Here is a 20279-nt window from a genome sequence, read left to right as displayed (position 1 = left end):
AACAAACAGCGCCGCCAGACGGATAAAAAACCGGCGGCACGTGAGATTATGCAGTGCGAGCCACAGCATCACGCGAGGCGGCATCACGCTCATCGCCCAGCAGTTCATTCAGCTGTCCATTACGCATTTCCAGCAGCCTGTCGGCATGAATAAAATAGTGATCGTCGTGGCTGATGGCGAAAATAGTTTTGCCCATTTCTTGCATCAAAGGTAACAGGACCTGATAGAACTCACGACGGAAATGGGGATCCTGATCCGCAGCCCATTCATCCAGCAAAATGATGTCTCGCTCCTCCGCCAGAGCCAGCAGCAGCGCCACGCGTTTCTTCTGCCCCTTCGACAGCTTCAGATTGAGGATGCGCCCCTCGCTCAGCTCCAGCTTGTGTCCCATTTTCAGATATTCCAGCCACTTCGCCACCAGCTGCGGATTGGCTTCTTTACCTTCCGGCCCCAGCAGTTTGTCGAATAGCCAGACGTCGGTAAATACGGCGGAGAACAGCTTGCGATAGTCTTCCGGCTTTTCAACGGCAACCGTTTTGCCATCAAGCAATATCTCGCCTGACTGCGGCTGGTAAAGCCCGGTCAGTAACATCGCCAGCGTAGACTTCCCGCTACCATTACCGCCAATAAGAAAGATCAGTTCACCGCGATGAATCGTCAGATTCACTGGTCCAACGGAGAAGGCGTTATCCTGATAGTGGAAAACCACGTTACGCAACTCCAGCGTTTGCCAGTTCGGAAACGCATTTGGTCGCGGGAATTCGGCCTTAAAGGGTGCCAGGTCGAACTTATTCAACTTGTTGAAGGCCACCTGCGCAGTGAGCAGCGTCGGTAGCGCGCCAACGGCAGAGAGCAGCGGCGTGCGCAGGAATAACAGCGTCAGAGAATAGGTCGCCGCCACGGCGGTATCCGCCCAGCCCAGACTGTTGGCCATCCAGAACACCAGGCCAATGGCGCCCAGCATCATAATGTTCGACCAGTTGACCGCGCTCAGGTGGAAAGTATCGGCACGAATAATATGGTGACGGTACTCTTTGGCATCCGGGACGTACATCTGATTAAAGATATGCTCGGCACGCTCACGGTTGAGCGTCAGCTCCTTGCGCCCTTCCAGTACCGTCTGATAATCGTTGTACAGTTTGTCTTCGGTTTCACGCAGGGTCGCCATGTGTTTATACACTCGCGCCACCAGCACAAATCCGCCCCAGATGGTGAGTGCCATCCAGATAGCCGTCACCAGCAACATTTTAGTCGACAACATCGCCAGATACGCCGCAGACCCGACGGTCAGGATAATCCCCTGCACCAGTTCAGGCAGGCGGACAAAGGCAATGGTGATGTTGCGGATGTCGCTGGTTAATCCGGCCAGCAGCGAGGCGCTGCCAAGTTGTTCGATGCGTTCGACGTGGGTATCAAGAATACGTTTGATAAATTCACTGCGCAGACGATAGACAAAGTGGTGGCCCAGCGTGGTGAGTGCCAACTGTGAACCGAGGGTGACGACCATCAGTAACAGCAGCAGGCCAAGAAACTCCGGTAGCACCATCAGCGTGGTGTCGACCGTTTCAATCAGACGCTGGTTGATAAACGCAATCAGCCCAATCCCCAACGCGGCGCTGGCGAGGCTGAGCGCCATGACGCTGATAAATGGCCAGCGATACTGCCGCCAGACAAGAAGTAAAAGTTCCATGCGAACAACCCGGGCAAGTAATAACAGCCCGCAGTTTAAACATCTCTTCGCTGACAGCAATAATAATTCTTATTTTTATTCTTTTTTACCTGCCTGGCGAAACGTCAGGTTATAGCGACAGTCTCCGGTCAACGGATGATACCCCGCCTTAAGCGGCTGGATCCCATGATAAAACAGCCGCGAATTGCCGCCCCATACCACCACATCACCATGTTCAAGCAACAAACGCTTTAAGGGGTCATTACGGCGCAAGCCGCCAAATTGAAAGATAGCCGGTAACCCCAGCGACACCGAGACAATCGGTGCCCGCAGATCAGACTCGTCTTTATCCTGATGTAATGACAGTTTTGACCCTGGCGTGTAACGGTTGATAAGGCAGGCATCGGGTTGAAAGTCAGCATAGCCCGCCGCCGTTGCCGCCTGTTGGCAAAGGTCAGCAAAGACGTCCGGTAGTGGCGGCCATTGTACGCCGGTTAACGGGTCGCAGGGTGAATACAAGTAGCCATGTTGATCCGTCGTCCAGCCCAGATGGCCGCAGTTGGTCATTGCCACCGACATCGTGTAGCCGCCCGGCGTCACCATCTGGCGAAATGGCGAGTGCCTGGCGACAGCGGCTATTGCTTGCAGTAAAGACGGTGTGCGGTCAAAAGCAAAACGTCGCAAAATAACCGCACCGGACGCCAGCGGTTCTTGCCAGGGTTTCGTATCCGCAAAGAGATCGAGCATTATGGTTCCTCGCGCGTCGTTTCACGCTGTAGTAACTGTGCCTTGCGCCCAATCCCCCACCGATAGCCCGAAAGCGCGCCATCGCCACGGATCACGCGGTGACACGGGATGACTATCGCCAGTTTATTGGCTCCACAAGCACTGGCCACTGCACGCACCGCTTTCGGTTTGCCGATGGCGTTGGCCAGTTGTTGGTAGCTGACTGTTTCACCACACGGAATTGCCCGCAGCGCCTGCCACACCTGCTGCTGAAATGCAGTTCCCCGGATATCCAGTGGTAACGATAGCGGCGTATCGCGCGAGTTGATCGCGGCGATCACTTCGCGCACACGCTGCTGAAACTCGGCATCTGCAGGTACGTCCTGAGCGGCGGGAAACAGCTCATGCAGATCCGCAGCCAATCTGGCATCATCATCGCCAAGCAAGATCGCACAGATCCCGCGTTCGCTTTCCGCCACCAGGCAACGGCCCAGGTCGCAATCTGCCAGGGTATAGCGCACAGAAACGTTGTCGCCACCTTTGCGAAACTGCTTTGCGGTCATGCCCAAAGTCTCATCCGCTTTGCGGTAGTAGCTGCTACTGTCGGGGAATCCGGCGTTGAGGATCGCCTGCGTTACCGGAACGCCTTTCGCCAGGGCATCACGCAGACGGCGAGCGCGCCAGGACTGCTGCCACGCTTTCGGGGTCATGCCCGTCGTGGCTTTGAACAAGCGATGGAAGTGATACGGGCTCATCGCCACCTGCCGCGACAGTTCCTCGAGCGTAAGTGGTAACTCTTGCTCCAGTAACTGGCAGGCATGGGCTATTTTCTCCATGCGATGCTGCTGCGCGCTGTCTTTATCCGGTTGGCAGCGTTTACAGGGGCGAAAACCCGCAGCCAGCGCCTGACGAGCATCGGCAAAGAAACGGACATTTTTGCGCAGTGCATGTTTTGCACGACAGGACGGACGGCAAAAAATGCCGGTAGTCTGAACGGCGAAAACAAACTGACCGTCGGCATCGACATCGCGATTCACGACGGACTGCCAGCGGTCATCATCAGTTATCTGTAAACGATTTTTCATTATGGACTCCTTTGTTAAGCATAGCGCTTAGCGTCAGTGTGTCCCCATAGCTGGATACAAAAACCTGCAATCTTGCTTTTTAATTATTTTCGCTGACCAGGAAGCTTTTAAACTGCGGCGACATCCAGGTTTTAAATCCCTCACCTTCTTTCATAATCATATAGACCGCAAGCCCTTCCCGACGCACTACCTCCTGGGCCTTTTCCGGACCGAGTACCATCAATCCGGTATCCCAGCCGTCAGCTTCCAGCGCGGTTGGCGCAATGACTGTCACGGACACCAGGTTGTGTTCAATCGGACGACCGGTTTGCGGATCGATAACATGGGAAAGACGCTTGCCATTCAGCTCATAATAGTTACGGTAGCTGCCGGAGGTACTAATGCCATGCCCGTTAATGTCGACAATTGCCTGTACCGCGTTTTCACGATCGGTCGGTTTCTGAATCGCGACTCGCCACGGATGCCCTTCTGCATTCATACCGCGGCTGTTGAGCGCACCGCCAACGGAAACCAGATAACGGGCGACCCCTTCCTGCTCCATCAAACGGGCCAGATGATCGGCGGCATAACCTTCACCGACGGTTGAGAGATCCACGTACAGCTCCGGCAGATCTTTCTGCAAGTAGTTCCGGTGTGCCTCATTAACAACCTTCAGATGTGAAAGTCCGGTTTGTGCTTTTGCGGCGTCAATTTGCGCCTGAGTGGGAATATGCAACGGTTGCTGATCCGGGCCAAACCCCCACAGATTAACCAACGGTCCTACGGTGATATCCATGGCCCCATCAGTTTTTGCGCCAATGCGTAACGCCAAGGTCACAATATCCGCCATCGCGTCATTAACCGGCCATGGTGACAAACTATTCGATAAGTTAAAGCGCATCAACGCAGAGTCGTTTTTATAGGTTGAGAGAAGCTGATCGTCAGCATCGAGCTGAGTCTGGATCTTCACCTGTAGTTCTGCAGCGCGTTTTGCATCGACGCCAACGGCACTGACCCGCCAGAAAGTGCCCATGGTTTTACCTTCCAGAACGGTGGCAGGTACTGTGGTCTGAGCAGGTTTCGGGGCTTCATCGCACCCGACAAAAAAAATCGTCACCGTCAGCAGCGCTGCGCGATAAAATTTCATTTCCATACGTAATTATCCTCATGCGAACGGGCGCAAGAGTACACCAAAAATCATTGTTTGTACGGCGGAAAAACGGCATTAAAAAAGGCCCCGCAGGGCCTTTGATAACAATAAATGCAGATTAGAACTGGTAAACCAGACCCAGCGCTACGATATCATCGGTACCGATACCTGCGTCACGGGTGAACTGATTGTCATCCAGCAGGTTGATTTTGTAATCAACATAGGTGGACATGTTTTTGTTGAAGTAGTAAGTCGCGCCAACATCAACATATTTCACGATGTCCTGGTCGCCATAGCCACGGCCCAGGTCTTTACCTTTGGACTGCAGGTAAGCCACGGACGGACGCAGACCGAAGTCGAACTGGTACTGAGCAACAGCTTCGAAGTTCTGTGCTTTGTTAGCCCAACCCAGGGAGCCTGCACGCGTTGCGTTGTAGGTCTGAGTGTACTGAGTTGCAAAGTAGAAGTTGTTGGCGTCGTATTTAATACCACCGGTATAGGTTTCAGCACGGTCGCCGGTACCGAAGTTCAAACGGTTCTGTTCGTCGGTACGTTTGGAACTGGTGACTGCAGTACCCAGAGAGAAGCCTTCGCCGATATCATAAGTGATAGATCCGCCAACGCCGTCGCCGTTTTGGCGCAGCGCGTCACGACCGTTGTTGGTTACGCCAGTGAAAGTTCTGCCGGTATCGTCTTCGCCACTCACGCTACCGTTTTTACCCTGGTACTGAATGGCAAAGTTCAGGCCATCAACCAGACCGAAGAAGTCGGTGTTACGGTAGGTCGCGAAGCCGTTACCACGCTGCTGCATGAAGTTGTCAGAACCGTAGGTGTCGCCGCCGAATTCCGGCAGAACGTCGGTCCAGGACGTTACGTCGTAAACTACGCCGTAGTTACGACCGTAGTCGAATGAACCCACGTCTGCGAATTTCAGACCAGCAAACGCCACACGGGTCCAGGCGTTGTTTTCATTTTCTGCGGAGTTACCCTGAATCTGGTATTCCCACTGGCCGTAACCGGTCAGTTGGTCGTTAACCTGGGTTTCGCCTTTGAAGCCGATACGCATATAGGTTTGGTCACCGTCAGCGCTTTTATCATCGGAGAAATAGTGCAGACCGTCGACTTTGCCGTACAGGTCTAATTTGTTGCCGTCTTTGTTATAAATTTCAGCCGCATTCGCTGCGCCTGCTACCAGCAGTGCTGGTACCAGGAGGGACAGTACTTTAACTTTCATGTTATTAACCCTCTGTTATATGCCTTTATTGCTTTTTTATGCCACTGCATACTGATTAAGGTGATTAACCAGTCGGCAACTTCATTCTCCGCAAAAACACAGAATAATCCAACACGAATATGATACTAATACTTTAAAGATGTTTCATTTGTCCACATACATGTTTCTAGATGTTAATAGCCGGGAACTTTTTTAATTCAAAAATAGCGCAGAATAAGCACAAATAATCAAGAATTATTAATTTATTCATATAAAACATGCAATTACATTATAAAAACCTATAGCACTGAATGACAAAACAAAATCTTCACTCGCAACTAAAATAGACCCGCTATCATCATTAACTTTATTTATTACCGTCATTCATTTATGAATGTCTGTTTACCCCTATTTCAACCGAATGCTTCGCGTTCGGTTTTTTTTTACCCTTCTTTACACAAAACTTACCATTCTGTGCTACTAATGCAAAACTATAACGACTATTAACTATCTCATCGCAACGTGTACAGATATAAGATTGATAAATAATTTCTTGTTATTTAATGCTAAACGTATGCATTCCGTACAAATATATGTACCGACCGTTATCCACTGTACACCTTTGCAGCGTAATGGCTGCAACGATATGAAGCGTAAAAAATACGGGCTATGCAGTATGGTGTAAGTGTGGCAATTCATACATTACCCTTTATACTGCCCCTTCATCTTTCGCGTCGTTTAACAGGTCATAAACACGAATGAGTCAGTCTGACACAACGGTTTCTACCCGATTCTCCCTGCTACCGGGAAGTATTACCCGTTTCTTCTTATTACTGATCGTTGTGCTGTTAGTGATGATGGGCGTGATGGTTCAGAGCGCCGTCAATACCTGGTTAAAGGATAAGAGTTATCAGATTGTCGATATCACCCATGCGATTCATAAAAGAGTCGATACCTGGCGATACGTGACCTGGCAAATCTATGACAATATTGCCGCCGCGACCAGTTCGTCCGGTGCAGAAGGGCTGCAGGAAACGCGCCTGAAACAAGACGTCTATTATCTTGAGAAACCCCGCAGAAAGACCGAGGCGCTGATTTTCGGTTCTCATGACAGTTCGACACTGGAGATGACCCAGCGCATCTCCACCTATCTCGATACGCTGTGGGGCGCGGAAAATGTTCCGTGGTCAATGTATTACCTGAATGGTCAGGACAATAGCCTGATCCTTATCTCAACGTTGCCGCTAAAAGATCTCACCTCCGGTTTTAAAGAATCGACCATCGGTAATATTGTCGATTCACGACGTGCGGAAATGCTGCAACAAGCCAATGCGTTGGATGAACGTGAAAGCTTCTCTTCACTGCGCCGTCTGGCCTGGCAAAACGGGCATTACTTCACGCTACGCACGACCTTTAATCAGCCTGGACATCTGGCAACGGTCGTCGCTTTTGACCTGCCGATTAATGACTTGATCCCACCCGGCATGCAACTTGACAGTTTCCATCTGGAACCTGACGCCGCCTCCACGACCGAACACCTGAATGAAAAAGAGTCGCCTGACAGCGTCAGTATTAATTTCAACAACAGTAAAATTGAGATCTCTTCGGCGTTAAATTCAACGGGTATGCGGCTAGTGTGGCAAGTACCGTTTGGCTCATTGCTGGTCGACACGCTGCAAAGTATTCTGCTACCGCTGTTACTGAACATTGCGTTGCTGGCCCTGGCACTGTTTGGCTATACCACCTTTCGCCACCTCCCCGCCCGTTCCACCGAAGTGGCGCCAAACCTTACGGCAAATAATGAACTGCGTGTTCTGCGCGCCATCAATGAAGAGATTGTGTCTTTGCTCCCGCTGGGCTTGCTGGTACACGATCAGGAAGCAAACCGCACGGTTATCAGCAATAAAATTGCCGACCACCTGCTGCCGCATTTAAATCTGCAAAATATTACCAGTATGGCGGAACAGCATCAGGGAGTCATTCAGGCCACCATCAACAATGAGCTGTATGAAATCAGACTATTCCGCAGCCAGATCTCATCGAGAACGCAGATCTTTATCATTCGTGACCAGGACCGCGAAGTGCTGGTGAATAAGAAGCTGAAGCAGGCGCAACGACTGTATGAAAAAAACCAGCAGGCCCGCGCGGCCTTTATGCAGAATATTGGCAGCGCGCTGAAAGATCCGGCTAAAACACTGGCAGCTAATGCCGCCGCGCTCGATACCCCTGACAGCCAGAAACTGGCAAATCAGGCAGACGTGCTGGTGCGTATGATAGACGAAATCCAGTTGGCCAACTTGCTGGAAAGCGACGACTGGAAGGGTGAATCGACGCTGTTTTCTATACAGGCGTTAATTGATGACGTGGTTCCGGAGCTTCTGCCAGCCATTAAACGTAAAGGGCTGCAGCTATTGATTAAAAATCACCTTAGCGCGCAGGATGAACGCCGTGGCGACCGGGATGCTCTGCGCCGTATTTTGCTGTTACTGATCCAATATGCGGTAACCACCACGCAAATTGGCAAAATCACGCTGGAAGTCGACCAGGATGAGTCGGAAGCTGAGCGCCTGACCTTCCGTATTCTGGATACCGGGGAAGGCGTCACGCTGAATGAAGTAGATAACCTGCATTTCCCGTTCATCAATGATACGCAAGGCGATCGGTATGGCAAAGCCAATCCGCTAACGTTCTGGTTATGCGATCAGCTCGCCCGCAAGTTGGGTGGACATCTGAATATTAAAGCGCGGGAAGAACTTGGAACACGTTATATAGTCCATGTTAAAATGCCCCTTCACGATCAGCATACTGAAAGTGAAGAACATTTGTTAGATGACGTCTGCGTAATGGTTGATGTCACCTCTAATGACGTACGCAGCATTGTATTGCGCCAGCTGGAGAACTGGGGTGCAACGTGCATCACGCCCGATGAGCGGTTGAATAGTCAAGAATATGATCTCTTTTTAACGGATAATCCGTCTAATCTTACTGCCTCAGGCCTTCTTTTAAGCGATGATGAGTCTGGCGTGCGAAAAATTGGCCCTGGTCAGCTGCGCGTCAACTTTAATATGAGCAATGCTATGCAGGAAGCTGTCCTCGAGCTGATAGAAGAGCAACTGGCACAAGAAGAACTCCAGGATCTTCCCCCTGGCGGAGATGAAAACGTCGAACTTCATGCCAGCGGCTACTATGCACTCTTTGTTGACACAGTACCGGATGATGTTAAGAGGTTGTATACTGAGGCAGCAACCAGTGATTTCGCTGCGTTAGCCCAAACGGCCCATCGCCTGAAAGGCGTGTTTGCCATGCTTAATCTGGTACCCGGCAAGCAGTTATGTGAAGCGCTGGAACATCTTATCCAAGAGAAAGATGCTCCAGGTATAGAAAAATACATCAGCGACATTGACAATTACGTCAAGAGCTTGCTGTAGCAAGGTAGCCCACTACATGAACACTATGAACGTAATTATTGCCGATGACCATCCGATTGTACTGTTCGGTATTCGTAAATCACTTGAACAAATCGAGTGGGTAAACGTTGTCGGCGAATTTGAAGACTCCACTGCACTGATCAACAATTTGCCTAAGTTAGATGCTCATGTGTTGATTACCGACCTCTCTATGCCGGGAGATAAATACGGTGATGGGATCACGTTAATTAAGTATATCAAGCGCCATTTCCCGAGCCTGTCGATTATCGTTCTGACCATGAATAATAACCCGGCTATCCTGAGCGCGGTACTGGATCTCGATATTGAAGGGATTGTTCTGAAGCAAGGCGCGCCAACCGATCTGCCGAAAGCGCTTGCCGCGCTGCAAAAGGGTAAGAAATTCACCCCGGAAAGCGTTTCTCGCCTGCTGGAAAAAATCAGCGCCAGCGGCTACGGCGACAAACGTCTGTCACCGAAAGAGAGCGAAGTTCTGCGTCTGTTTGCCGAAGGTTTCCTGGTCACCGAAATCGCGAAAAAACTCAACCGCAGTATTAAAACCATCAGCAGCCAGAAAAAGTCGGCAATGATGAAGCTCGGTGTGGAAAACGATATCGCCCTGTTGAATTACCTCTCCTCTGTCACGTTGAGCCCGTCAGACAAAGAGTAATTCTCTGTATCCAAAAAAGCCTGATGTGCATAACGCCATCAGGCTTTTTTTATCCCCGCGTCTTTCTCACTCTTTCCGCGTAAACCGTCAGCGTTTGCTTTAATACATCTAATGTCACTGGCTTAGACAAACAGCTATCCATACCTGATTCCAGGCAACGCTGCTTCTCTTCGGCCAGCGCGTTTGCCGTCACCCCGACAACCGGCAGCGTCAACCCTAACTGACGGATACGCTGCGTCAGGCGATAACCATCCATATTTGGCATGTTGACGTCGCTCAACACAATGTCGATATGGTTTTTGCTCAGCACATTAAGCGCGTCCACCCCGTCATTCGCCGTTTTACACTGATATCCCAACGATCCCAACTGATCGGCCAGTAAACGCCGATTAATAGGATGATCGTCGACCACCAGGATCATCATGTCATCGTTGGTCGCCCCCACTTTATCCGGGACTGGCAGCGCCGTGGAAAGCTCTTCACTGCTCAGCTCAACGCTGTAAATATGCGCCAGCAGCGCAGGCAGTTCATGCGGTGATGCCACGCTGTGTACCCACTCCCCCGGCACTCTTTCCAGCGGAATACCGATATGACGGCGGCAGAAAATTACCGCAGCCCGTCCCTGCCACTCCTGGTCCAGCACATCGTCGGCAATCAGCAGGTCATCTGCATCCGGTTGCTGCCCTTCATAACGCAGCACCGTCATCCCGTTACGTGTCAGACTGGATTCAACAAACTGATACAGCGACGCGTTGCGCACCGCCAGCCAGCAACGTTTGCCGACAAGCCCATCGATACCTTTGTTCAGCGGATACTGCGCGCCATACAGCGGAATACGCAGCATAAACTGGCTACCCATTCCCGGTTCTGAATCGACGGAAATATCCCCATCCATCATGCTGATCAGTTTTTCACAGATAGCCAAACCGAGCCCGGTTCCCTGGAAATTACGCTGAACGCCAGTACCTACCTGGAAGAAAGGATCAAATAGCCGGACGACTTCCTTGGCTGGGATCCCGACCCCGGTATCACGTACGCGAATACTGAGATAGTCGCCGTTACATTGCACGTGGAGCACAATGCAGCCGGTATCGGTAAACTTGATAGCATTACTCAGCAGATTAGAAATCACCTGCTGTAAACGCATCGGATCGCCATTAAGCGCAACCGGGACATTCGGGTCGATAAAGCAGTACAACCCCAGTTGTTTGCGAACCACCAGCGGCAGATAGTTAGCCGTAATATGATTCATTACTTCACGCGGTGAAAACTCGCGCGGTTCAATTTTCAACTGTTCAGATTCAATTTTCGAGAAATCGAGAATATCGCTAATAATCTTCAACAGCAGGCTGGAAGAGTTGTTCATCGCCGTCACCAGGCGATCCACTCCGTTGGGTAACTCTTTGGTTTGCAACAAATCAAGGTTACCAATTATACCGTACAATGGCGTGCGTAGCTCGTGGCTCACGGTCGCAAGGAACATCGATTTGGACTGGCTCGCCTGCTCCGCCGCTTGCGCCATCTCCTGCAATGACTCTTCCATTTTAACGCGCGCGCTGACGTCAACCAGCACGCAAATTGCCACGTTTTCATTACGATAGCGCGAGTGTACAAAGCTGATTTGCAGATTGGTATTGTTGCTGGTCAGCACATCAACAAAATTGACCTGCTGACCGCAGATAATTTGTGTTAACCGTTGCCGGTCTTCATGGGTCAGCATATTGAGATAGGTATGCGCCAGCTCATTACTCAGGATATTAATGCCATCCATCGTGCGCAGAATACAAATGCCAACCGGCGCGGAAGCCACGATTTTACGGTTAAACTGCTCGTGCTCTTCCAGCCGCTGAGCATCGCTTTCCGCAGGAATAAAAATGCGCCGCTCATACATGCGCGTGAGCATAAATAACGCCGCGCCAACCAGCACATTCAGCAGGATAGCATTCAGGATCATCATGCGGATTCGCTCCAGCACCAGGTCGACCGGCACGGAATACACAATGCTCAGCGCTGACGGCGGCAGATTTTTCTTCAGCACCAGTTCGTGAAAACCCGACGTATAGCCAAACCAGGAACGCTCCTGCATCCAGCGAGGTTCAGCCTTAATATTACTCTCGGGACCGGTAAGCGAAATTAGCGCATGACCATTTTCATCAAGAATTGTCACTCCCATTGGTAAACTGCCCGGCGTGAAAAAGTTCTCCATGCGAATAGGCTGTTCCACACCCAATAGCGCCTGCAGTCGGTTGGCAAGATATACCGGCGTCAGCGCATAGAAATAGCCGACTCCTGGCCGCGGCCCCTGGCTAATCCAGAACAGGTTGTTACCGTTTTCGTCCTGCGGCGCATTGCGATACTTAATAATGCGCTCATGCAGCGCCTTCAGCGCCCCGTCACGTTCAACCGGCGTATCACGCAGGCCGAAATTAGCCATACAAAGGTTGTCGCTGCCAATCAGAAACACGCGGTTCAAATCATTGGCCGCGGAAAAGTTGTCACGCCAGTAGCGCATAAACCACGCCAGTGATTCCAGCGAACCTCGCCAGGTATTGCCCATCACCGAGCAGTCAGAGTCGGCAAACAGCGGCTCAAAGTTTGGCACGACGGTTTTATCATCCCGCGCCCGCAACGACATCACGCCGTTTTCCGCCGTTAAGCGATTCTCCGCGATATATTTCAGTTCTTTAATCACATCAGAGGTGCGCTGAATGTAACGTTGCGCCTGATCGGAGCTGAGATTAAGCTCCTGGTGAATCTCAGACTCTCTCTGGTGCAACGCATTCACGATGTAGAAAACGGAGGCAAACGCGATTAGACACCAAATCAGGAGCGCCAACGCCCTGAACAGATAGCGAGAGACTTTTAGCGTTGAATGAACGGAAGCAAGGTATTTCAAAGGGGCGAAGCTCCGCCTCAGGGCATTAATAGAGTGTCGTTAAGGTAGCGGTAAATGTCCGGCGTCGCAATGCCCTCTCTTTACGGGAATATGAAACACCGCTCTGAAACCATTGTCTTAACCCGTGATAATCATCGTTTGCCTGAAAAATACTGCACGGATGTCAGAATGCGCGACCTGAGATGGCTGGCTCGTCGGTTATACCCACGGCGATTACGCAACCAAATGATCATGATGGCAATTCTGATGGTCATCATTCCGACGATATCTATAGGTTATATCGTAGAAACTGAAGGCCGTTCAGCAGTCTTATCTGAAAAAGAGAAAAAACTGTCATCGGTGATAACCCTGCTAAACGATGCGTTAGGCGACAGCTTCAGTCACTACCCAAATCTGCCGCGTGAAGCGCGTATTCGCGCACTTAATCATGAGTTAGCCCCCGTCACCGAACGGATTACGCAGGCGTTTCCCGGCATTGGTGCTGGGTATTATAACAAAGAACTGGATGCCATTATCACTTACGCCCCCTCTGCGCTCTACCAAAGCAACGTAGGTATTACTATCACCGAAGATCATCCCGGACGCGAAGTGATGAGTAGCAACTTGCCTGTGGTCTATTCAGGACGACAGGTACGCGGCGATATACTCAACTCCATGATCCCCATAGAGCGCCAGGGTAAGGTTATTGGCTATATCTGGGCCAATGAGCTAACTGAAGATATCCGCCAGCAGGCCTGGAAAATGGATGTCAGGATTATTGCTGTCCTGGTTGCCGGCCTTATCTGTAGCCTGCTACTCATCGTACACTTTTCACGCCGCCTCAGTGCGAATATTGACATTATCACCGATGGACTCTCAACGCTGGCACAAAAAACGCCCGCCAGATTGCCTGAACTCCCCGGTGAGTTGGGACAAATCAGCCATAGCGTCAATGCGCTGGCGCAAACGCTACGAGAAACCAAAACCCTTAACGATCTGATTATTGAAAATGCTGCCGATGGAGTGATCGCCATCGACAGGCAGGGTGACGTCACCACCATGAACCCTGCGGCAGAGCAGATAACCGGCTATACGCTGCATGAGCTGGTTGGACAGTCCTACGCGACGCTCTTTGCCAACACACAATTTTATAGTCCGGTACTGGACACTCTTGAACACGGCACAGAACATGTAGCCCAGGAGATTAGCTTTCCGGGACGTGAACGCACCATTGAAATCAGCGTCACCACGAGCAGGATCCATAACGCCCACGGCGAGCTGATTGGCGCACTGGTTATTTTCTCCGATTTAACCGCGCGTAAAGAGGCCCAGCGTCGGCTGGCGCAAACCGAAAGGCTTGCCACCTTAGGTGAACTGATGGCCGGAGTCGCGCATGAAGTGCGAAATCCGCTGACCGCAATTCGTGGCTACGTCCAAATCATCCGCCAGCAAACCTCTCTACCGGAGCATCAAGAATATTTATCTGTTGTGCTAAATGAAATTGATTCCATTAATAAAGTTATTCAACAGCTGTTAGATTTCTCACGTCCCCGACAAAGCCAATGGCAACAGATTCAGCTCAATGCGCTAATTGAAGAAACGCTAATCCTGGTGCAAACCGCTGGCCTTCAGGCTCGGATCGCCTTTACCACGGAATTAGATCCCAGACTGCCGCCAATCGTCGCCGATCGCGAACTTCTCAAACAGGTGATCCTCAATATTTTAATCAATGCGGTACAGGCTATAGCTGCGCGTGGCGAGATTCGCATTCGCACCTGGCAATACTCGGCCTCGCAACAGGCCGTGACGATTGAAGATAATGGCAACGGGATCGATCTCGCCATCCAGAAGAAAATATTCGATCCCTTTTTTACTACAAAAGCATCAGGCACCGGCCTTGGACTGGCGCTGAGCCAGCGCATCATTAACGCGCATCAAGGGGATATCCGCGTCACCAGCCAGCCAGGCTGCGGGGCGATATTCACCCTAATTTTACCTCTTAACCCGCAGGGAAATCCGTCAGAATGAAAACGACCTACCGTATTCTCATCGTAGATGATGAAGAAAATGTTCGCCGTATGCTTGCCACCGCATTTTCCCTGCAGGGACATGAAACGCATGACGCCAGCGACGGGAAAGCCGCCCTGAGCCTGTTTAGCGAAATTAAGCCCGACGTGGTGCTGATGGACATTCGCATGCCGGAGATGGATGGCATCGACGCGCTGAAAGTCATGCGCACGCAGCAACCACGCATCCCCGTCATTTTGATGACCGCCTATGCCGAAGTAGAAACTGCAGTAGAAGCTCTACGTAGCGGCGCATTCGACTACGTGATTAAGCCCTTTGATCTCGACGAGCTAAGCATGGTGATTCAACGCGCGTTGCAATTGCAGGAAATGAAACAGGAAATCCGTAATCTGCATAAAGCGTTGAGCACCAGTTGGCAGTGGGGGCATATTCTGACCAACAGCCCACGAATGATGGATATCTGTAAAGACACGGCGAAAATCGCCCTCTCACAAGCAAATGTCCTGATAAGCGGTGAAAGTGGTACAGGAAAAGAGCTGATCGCGCGCGCCATTCACTACAACAGCACACGCGCCAACGGCCCGTTTATTAAAGTTAACTGCGCGGCTCTGCCTGAGTCGCTGCTGGAAAGCGAGCTATTTGGTCACGAAAAAGGTGCGTTTACCGGGGCACAGACGTTGCGCCAGGGGTTGTTCGAACGCGCTCATCAGGGAACGTTATTGCTTGATGAAATTGGTGAGATGCCGCTGGTGCTGCAGGCTAAACTGCTGCGTATTTTGCAGGAGAGAGAGTTTGAACGCATCGGCGGACACCAGACCATTCGCGTTGATATTCGCATCGTCGCTGCCACCAACCGCTGTCTGCAAACGATGGTGAAAGAAGGAACATTTCGCGAAGACCTGTTTTACCGGCTCAACGTTATCCATTTGACTTTGCCTCCCTTACGCGAGCGTCGTGAAGATATTGCCTTATTAGCAAACCATTTTTTACAAAAATTTAGCTCTGAAAATCAGCGAGATATTATTGAGATCGACTCAACGGCGCTGTCGCTCCTCACCGCCTGGCCCTGGCCGGGTAATATTCGCGAACTGTCAAACGTCATCGAACGCGCAGTCGTAATGAATACCGGCGCAGTGATCTTTGCCGACGATCTCCCCGACCCGTTCCGCAACCTGGTTAGCGCTACGACAGAGACAAAACCGACTTATTCCGGGGAACGCAATCTGAAAGAAGAGATTAAGCGTGAGGAAAAACGCATTATCCTTGAAGTCCTCGATAGTCAGGACGGCAATCGCACCCGCACGGCGTTGATGCTGGGCATTAGCCGCCGCGCTCTGATGTATAAATTACAAGAGTACGACATCGATCCATCCGGTTCCTGATACGTAAATTTGCTATGCAGAATTTTGCACACTGCGCAAAACTCTGCATAGTTTCTCCATCCTTCCTTCAAAAACACAAGATAAATAACCGCATAATTTCAATAGGTTAATTAATTTCACTTCACCTTTTTCATTCTGGCACCCTGCTTGCAATTCCCTAAGCGTACCCAAAATGGAGTATGCAAAAAGGGAAACATAATGAAAACAAAACTGATTACCTTACAAGACGCTGCGGGCTTCTTTCGTGACGGCATGACCATCATGGTCGGTGGTTTTATGGGGGTTGGCACACCACCTCGTCTGGTTGAAGCCCTGCTTGAATCCGGCGTCAGAGATCTGACGCTAATCGCTAACGATACCGCCTTTGTCGATACCGGTATCGGCCCCCTGATCGTCAATGGGCGGGTAAGCAAAGTGATCGCTTCGCACATTGGTACCAACCCGGAAACGGGTCGCCGCATGATCGCCGGCGAGATGGACGTTCAACTGGTTCCGCAAGGTACCCTGATCGAGCAAATCCGCTGCGGCGGCGCGGGTCTTGGCGGTTTTCTGACGCCCACTGGCGTCGGCACCATCGTGGAAGATGGCAAACAGACCATGACGCTCGAAGGTAAAACCTGGCTGCTTGAACGTCCATTGCGCGCCGATTTAGCGCTTATTCGTGCCCACCGCGCTGACATGCTTGGCAACCTCACCTACCAGCTCAGCGCCCGTAACTTTAACCCGTTGATTGCCCTTGCCGCTGACATCACGCTGGTTGAACCGGATGAAATGGTGGAAACAGGTGAGCTGCAGCCTGACCAGATTGTTACCCCGGGCGCCATTATCGACCATATCGTCATTCCACAGGAGAGCTAATCATGGATGCTAAACAACGTATTGCGCGCCGTGTGGCGCAAGAGCTTCGCGATGGCGATATCGTCAACTTAGGTATCGGCCTGCCAACCATGGTAGCCAATTACTTGCCCGCTGATATTCACATTACTCTGCAATCCGAGAACGGTTTTCTGGGACTGGGCCCGGTGACCGCCGCGCATCCTGACCTGGTTAACGCGGGCGGCCAACCGTGCGGTATTTTGCCGGGCGCGGCGATGTTTGATAGCGCGATGTCATTTGCGCTTATTCGCGGCGGTCACGTTGATGCTTGCGTGCTTGGCGGGTTGCAGGTCGATGAGCAGGCCAACCTCGCCAACTGGGTGGTTCCCGGAAAAATGGTGCCCGGCATGGGTGGCGCGATGGATCTGGTGACCGGTGCGCGTAAAGTCATTATCGCCATGGAACATTGCGCGAAAGACGGCTCTGCGAAAATCCTGCGCCAATGCACCATGCCGCTTACTGCGCAACATGCTGTGCACATGCTGGTCACTGAGCTTGCCGTATTTCGCTTTATTGACGGCAAAATGTGGCTGACTGAAATCGTCGAAGGTTGCGACATCGCTACGCTGCGTGAAAAAACCGAAGCCCATTTTGATATTGCCGACGATCTTCGCATCCAGCGAGGTGACGCATGATTGGCCGCATCGCTCGCTTTATGACACGGGTGGTCAGCCGCTGGCTGCCCGACCCGCTCATTTTCGCCATGTTATTAACGTTGCTGACTTTTGGCATCGCATTATGGTTAACGCCTCAGACGCCCATCAGCATGGTGAAATTCTGGGGGGACGGTTTTTGGAACCTGCTGGCGTTTGGTATGCAGATGGCGCTGATCATCGTAACCGGCCATGCATTAGCCAGTTCCGGGCCGGTGAAAAGCCTGCTGCGTACGGCGGCATCCGCCGCCAAAACCCCTGCTCAGGGCGTAATGTTGGTCACTTTTTTTGGTTCGGTGGCCTGCGTTATTAACTGGGGATTTGGTCTGGTGGTCGGGGCGATGTTTGCCCGCGAAGTCGCCCGTCGGGTACCGGGTTCCGATTATCCGTTACTGATTGCTTGCGCTTATATTGGGTTCTTGACCTGGGGTGGTGGTTTCTCCGGCTCAATGCCTTTGCTGGCGGCAACGCCTGGCAACCCGGTCGAGCACATAGCGGGGCTGATTCCTGTCGCGGATACCTTGTTCACCGGTTTCAATATCTTCATCACCGTGGCACTGATTGTGGTGATGCCGTTCATCACACGCATGATGACGCCAAAACCTTCAGATGTGGTGAGCATCGATCCGAAACTGTTACTGGAAGAGGCTGATTTTCAGAAGAAACTGCCGCCAGATGCGCCGCCATCTGAAAAACTGGAAGAGAGCCGCATTCTGGCACTGATTATCGGCGCATTAGGGATTACCTATCTGGGCATCTACTTTGCCGAGAAGGGTTTCAACATCACCATCAATACCGTCAACCTGATGTTTATGATTGCCGGTTTACTGCTGCACAAAACACCGATGGCCTATATGCGCGCGGTCAGCGCTGCCGCACGGAGCACAGCCGGTATTCTGGTGCAATTCCCCTTCTACGCGGGCATTCAGCTGATGATGGAGCACTCCGGTCTCGGTGGGCTCATTACCGAGTTTTTCATCAACGTTGCCAACAAAGATACCTTCCCGCTGATGACCTTCTTCAGTTCAGCACTGATTAACTTCGCCGTGCCATCCGGCGGTGGCCATTGGGTTATTCAGGGACCGTTCGTTATGCCTGCTGCTCAAGCGCTGGGTGCCGATCTTGGCAAATCTGTCATGGCCATCGCCTACGGTGAGCAATGGATGAACATGGCACAACCGTTCTGGGCACTCCCTGCTCTGGCCATCGCCGGATTGGGGGTACGCGACATCATGGGGTACTGCATCACCGCCCTGCTCTTCTCCGGCATCATTTTTGTTATTGGATTGACCTTGTTCTGACGGCAACCTCTTATTTAAAGGAACTGAAAAATGAAAAACTGTGTCATCGTCAGCGCGGCTCGTACCGCAATCGGCAGTTTTAACGGCGCACTGGCAACTACGGGAGCCGTCGAGCTTGGAGCAACCGTCATTAGAGCCGCTCTTGAGCGCGCTCACCTTGACCCACTGCGCGTGGACGAGGTGATTATGGGCAACGTGTTGCAGTCAGGGCTCGGCCAAAACCCGGCGCGTCAGGCATTATTAAAAAGCGGCTTGTCCGACACCGTTTGCGGCTTTACCGTCAACAAAGTGTGCGGCTCTGGCCTGAAAAGCGTGGCACTTGCCGCCCAGGCAATCAAAGCGGGACAAGCCCAGGCGATCGTCGCGGGGGGTATGGAAAATATGAGCCTGGCTCCCTACCTGTTAGACGCGAAAGCCCGTTGGGGATATCGCCTCGGTGACGGGCAATTGTCTGACGTCATTCTGCGCGATGGCCTGATCTGCGCCGAGCATGGTTACCATATGGGGATCACTGCAGAAAATGTCGCCAAAGAGTATGGTATCAGCCGCGAAATGCAGGATGAGCTGGCTCTGCAATCACAGCGTAAAGCCGTTTCCGCAATTGAATCTGGCGCATTTCAGGCTGAAATCGTGCCCGTGAGCGTGTCATCACGGAAGAAAACCATCATTTTTGATCGTGATGAATTCCCCAAAGCTGACTCGACGGCAGAAGGTCTCGCCGCGTTGCGGCCAGCCTTCGATAAAACAGGAACAGTTACCGCAGGTAACGCCTCAGGGATCAACGACGGCGCGGCGGCATTAGTGGTAATGGAAGAGTCTGCGGCACTGGCGGCTGGGCTAAAACCGCTGGCGCGGATCAAAGCCTGGGCCAGCGGCGGCGTGGCACCGGCTATGATGGGAATGGGGCCGGTTCCAGCCACACAAAAAACGTTACAGCTGAGCGGACTGCAACTGTCCGATATCGATCTTATTGAAGCCAACGAAGCCTTTGCCGCGCAGTTTCTTGCCGTCGGCAAAACGCTGGGGTTCGATCCGCAAAAGGTTAACGTCAACGGCGGGGCAATTGCGCTAGGACATCCCATTGGTGCCAGCGGTGCGCGAATTCTGGTGACGCTGCTGCATGCGCTACAGGCACGAGATCAAACGCTTGGACTTGCCACGCTGTGCATTGGCGGCGGTCAAGGAATCGCGATGATTGTGGAACGAATGAACTAACAAAAGGGCCGGATTTCTCCGGCCCTTTTTAT

The 20279-nt window shown here is 51.8% G+C and carries 14 protein-coding genes; 8 read left to right on the top strand and 6 right to left on the bottom strand.

The features are described 5' to 3' along the window. Positions 1 to 46: 46 nt before the first annotated feature. The 5 genes from OGY15_RS08435 to OGY15_RS08415 all read right to left on the bottom strand — a co-directional run bounded on the left by OGY15_RS08435 (position 47) and on the right by OGY15_RS08415 (position 5843). Positions 47 to 1690, bottom strand: a complete 1644-nt coding sequence (locus tag OGY15_RS08435; RefSeq protein WP_151224743.1) for a multidrug ABC transporter permease/ATP-binding protein — start codon at positions 1688 to 1690, stop codon at positions 47 to 49. Positions 1691 to 1765: 75 nt separating this feature from the next. Beyond that, a complete protein-coding gene (gene alkB, locus OGY15_RS08430; protein WP_151219885.1) occupies positions 1766 to 2416 on the bottom strand; it encodes a DNA oxidative demethylase AlkB in 651 nt (216 codons plus the stop codon). Next, positions 2416 to 3480, bottom strand: a complete 1065-nt coding sequence (gene ada / locus OGY15_RS08425) for a bifunctional DNA-binding transcriptional regulator/O6-methylguanine-DNA methyltransferase Ada (RefSeq protein ID WP_286538927.1) — start codon at positions 3478 to 3480, stop codon at positions 2416 to 2418. Before ada ends, alkB begins: the two co-directional genes overlap by 1 nt. Positions 3481 to 3559: 79 nt before the next feature. Next, a complete protein-coding gene (gene apbE / locus OGY15_RS08420) occupies positions 3560 to 4612 on the bottom strand; it encodes an FAD:protein FMN transferase ApbE (RefSeq protein ID WP_187253439.1) in 1053 nt (350 codons plus the stop codon). A 115-nt stretch (positions 4613 to 4727) separates the two neighbouring features. Continuing rightward, entirely contained in the window at positions 4728 to 5843 is a 1116-nt protein-coding gene (locus tag OGY15_RS08415; RefSeq protein WP_151219887.1) for a porin OmpC, read from the bottom strand. A 737-nt stretch (positions 5844 to 6580) separates the two neighbouring features. On the opposite strand from OGY15_RS08415, the gene rcsD reads away from it, so the two are divergent. Continuing rightward, a complete protein-coding gene (gene rcsD, locus OGY15_RS08410; RefSeq protein ID WP_286538926.1) occupies positions 6581 to 9250 on the top strand; it encodes a phosphotransferase RcsD in 2670 nt (889 codons plus the stop codon). A 16-nt stretch (positions 9251 to 9266) separates the two neighbouring features. Beyond that, a complete protein-coding gene (rcsB, locus tag OGY15_RS08405; RefSeq protein ID WP_003027592.1) occupies positions 9267 to 9917 on the top strand; it encodes a response regulator transcription factor RcsB in 651 nt (216 codons plus the stop codon). A 49-nt stretch (positions 9918 to 9966) separates the two neighbouring features. On the opposite strand, the gene rcsC is transcribed toward rcsB, so the two are convergent. Continuing rightward, positions 9967 to 12813, bottom strand: a complete 2847-nt coding sequence (rcsC, locus tag OGY15_RS08400) for a two-component system sensor histidine kinase RcsC (protein WP_286538925.1) — start codon at positions 12811 to 12813, stop codon at positions 9967 to 9969. Between the two features lie 168 nt (positions 12814 to 12981). Between rcsC and atoS the strand changes: the two genes are divergently transcribed. The 6 genes from atoS to OGY15_RS08370 all read left to right on the top strand — a co-directional run bounded on the left by atoS (position 12982) and on the right by OGY15_RS08370 (position 20247). Further along, positions 12982 to 14820 carry a two-component system sensor histidine kinase AtoS gene (atoS, locus tag OGY15_RS08395; RefSeq protein WP_151219890.1) on the top strand — a complete coding sequence of 613 codons (1839 nt, stop codon included), beginning with the start codon at positions 12982 to 12984 and terminating at the stop codon, positions 14818 to 14820. Next, the gene (gene atoC / locus OGY15_RS08390; RefSeq protein WP_286538924.1) at positions 14817 to 16202 is read left to right on the top strand and encodes an acetoacetate metabolism transcriptional regulator AtoC; all 1386 of its coding nucleotides are present in this window, start codon (positions 14817 to 14819) and stop codon (positions 16200 to 16202) included. The genes atoS and atoC overlap by 4 nt, the downstream gene beginning before the upstream one ends. Positions 16203 to 16400: 198 nt before the next feature. Further along, positions 16401 to 17060 carry an acetate CoA-transferase subunit alpha gene (atoD, locus tag OGY15_RS08385; RefSeq protein ID WP_286538923.1) on the top strand — a complete coding sequence of 220 codons (660 nt, stop codon included), beginning with the start codon at positions 16401 to 16403 and terminating at the stop codon, positions 17058 to 17060. A gap of 2 nt (positions 17061 to 17062) precedes the next feature. Beyond that, positions 17063 to 17713 carry a 3-oxoacid CoA-transferase subunit B gene (locus tag OGY15_RS08380; RefSeq protein ID WP_151219893.1) on the top strand — a complete coding sequence of 217 codons (651 nt, stop codon included), beginning with the start codon at positions 17063 to 17065 and terminating at the stop codon, positions 17711 to 17713. Then, positions 17710 to 19032: a TIGR00366 family protein gene (locus OGY15_RS08375; protein WP_187253443.1), complete on the top strand. Its 1323-nt coding sequence runs from the start codon at positions 17710 to 17712 to the stop codon at positions 19030 to 19032. The genes OGY15_RS08380 and OGY15_RS08375 overlap by 4 nt, the downstream gene beginning before the upstream one ends. 30 nt (positions 19033 to 19062) lie before the next feature. Further along, entirely contained in the window at positions 19063 to 20247 is a 1185-nt protein-coding gene (locus OGY15_RS08370; protein WP_286538922.1) for an acetyl-CoA C-acetyltransferase, read from the top strand. Positions 20248 to 20279: the final 32 nt, after the last annotated feature.

The sequence above is a fragment of the Citrobacter sp. Cu231 genome (assembly GCF_030332265.1).
GTDB lineage: Bacteria > Pseudomonadota > Gammaproteobacteria > Enterobacterales > Enterobacteriaceae > Citrobacter > Citrobacter meridianamericanus.
The sequence above is the reverse complement of the archived record's forward strand: the minus strand, read 5'-3'. Positions and strand labels throughout refer to the sequence as shown.

Bases quoted from the DNA above. Each gene is read 5' to 3' on its own strand.
- OGY15_RS08435 (WP_151224743.1), bottom strand. From the start codon at position 1,690: ATGGAACTTTTACTTCTTGTCTGGCGGCAGTATCGCTGGCCATTTATC.
- alkB (WP_151219885.1), bottom strand. From the start codon at position 2,416: ATGCTCGATCTCTTTGCGGATACGAAACCCTGGCAAGAACCGCTGGCG.
- ada (WP_286538927.1), bottom strand. From the start codon at position 3,480: ATGAAAAATCGTTTACAGATAACTGATGATGACCGCTGGCAGTCCGTC.
- apbE (WP_187253439.1), bottom strand. From the start codon at position 4,612: ATGGAAATGAAATTTTATCGCGCAGCGCTGCTGACGGTGACGATTTTT.
- OGY15_RS08415 (WP_151219887.1), bottom strand. From the start codon at position 5,843: ATGAAAGTTAAAGTACTGTCCCTCCTGGTACCAGCACTGCTGGTAGCA.
- rcsD (WP_286538926.1), top strand. From the start codon at position 6,581: ATGAGTCAGTCTGACACAACGGTTTCTACCCGATTCTCCCTGCTACCG.
- rcsB (WP_003027592.1), top strand. From the start codon at position 9,267: ATGAACACTATGAACGTAATTATTGCCGATGACCATCCGATTGTACTG.
- atoS (WP_151219890.1), top strand. From the start codon at position 12,982: ATGCGCGACCTGAGATGGCTGGCTCGTCGGTTATACCCACGGCGATTA.
- atoC (WP_286538924.1), top strand. From the start codon at position 14,817: ATGAAAACGACCTACCGTATTCTCATCGTAGATGATGAAGAAAATGTT.
- atoD (WP_286538923.1), top strand. From the start codon at position 16,401: ATGAAAACAAAACTGATTACCTTACAAGACGCTGCGGGCTTCTTTCGT.
- OGY15_RS08380 (WP_151219893.1), top strand. From the start codon at position 17,063: ATGGATGCTAAACAACGTATTGCGCGCCGTGTGGCGCAAGAGCTTCGC.
- OGY15_RS08375 (WP_187253443.1), top strand. From the start codon at position 17,710: ATGATTGGCCGCATCGCTCGCTTTATGACACGGGTGGTCAGCCGCTGG.
- OGY15_RS08370 (WP_286538922.1), top strand. From the start codon at position 19,063: ATGAAAAACTGTGTCATCGTCAGCGCGGCTCGTACCGCAATCGGCAGT.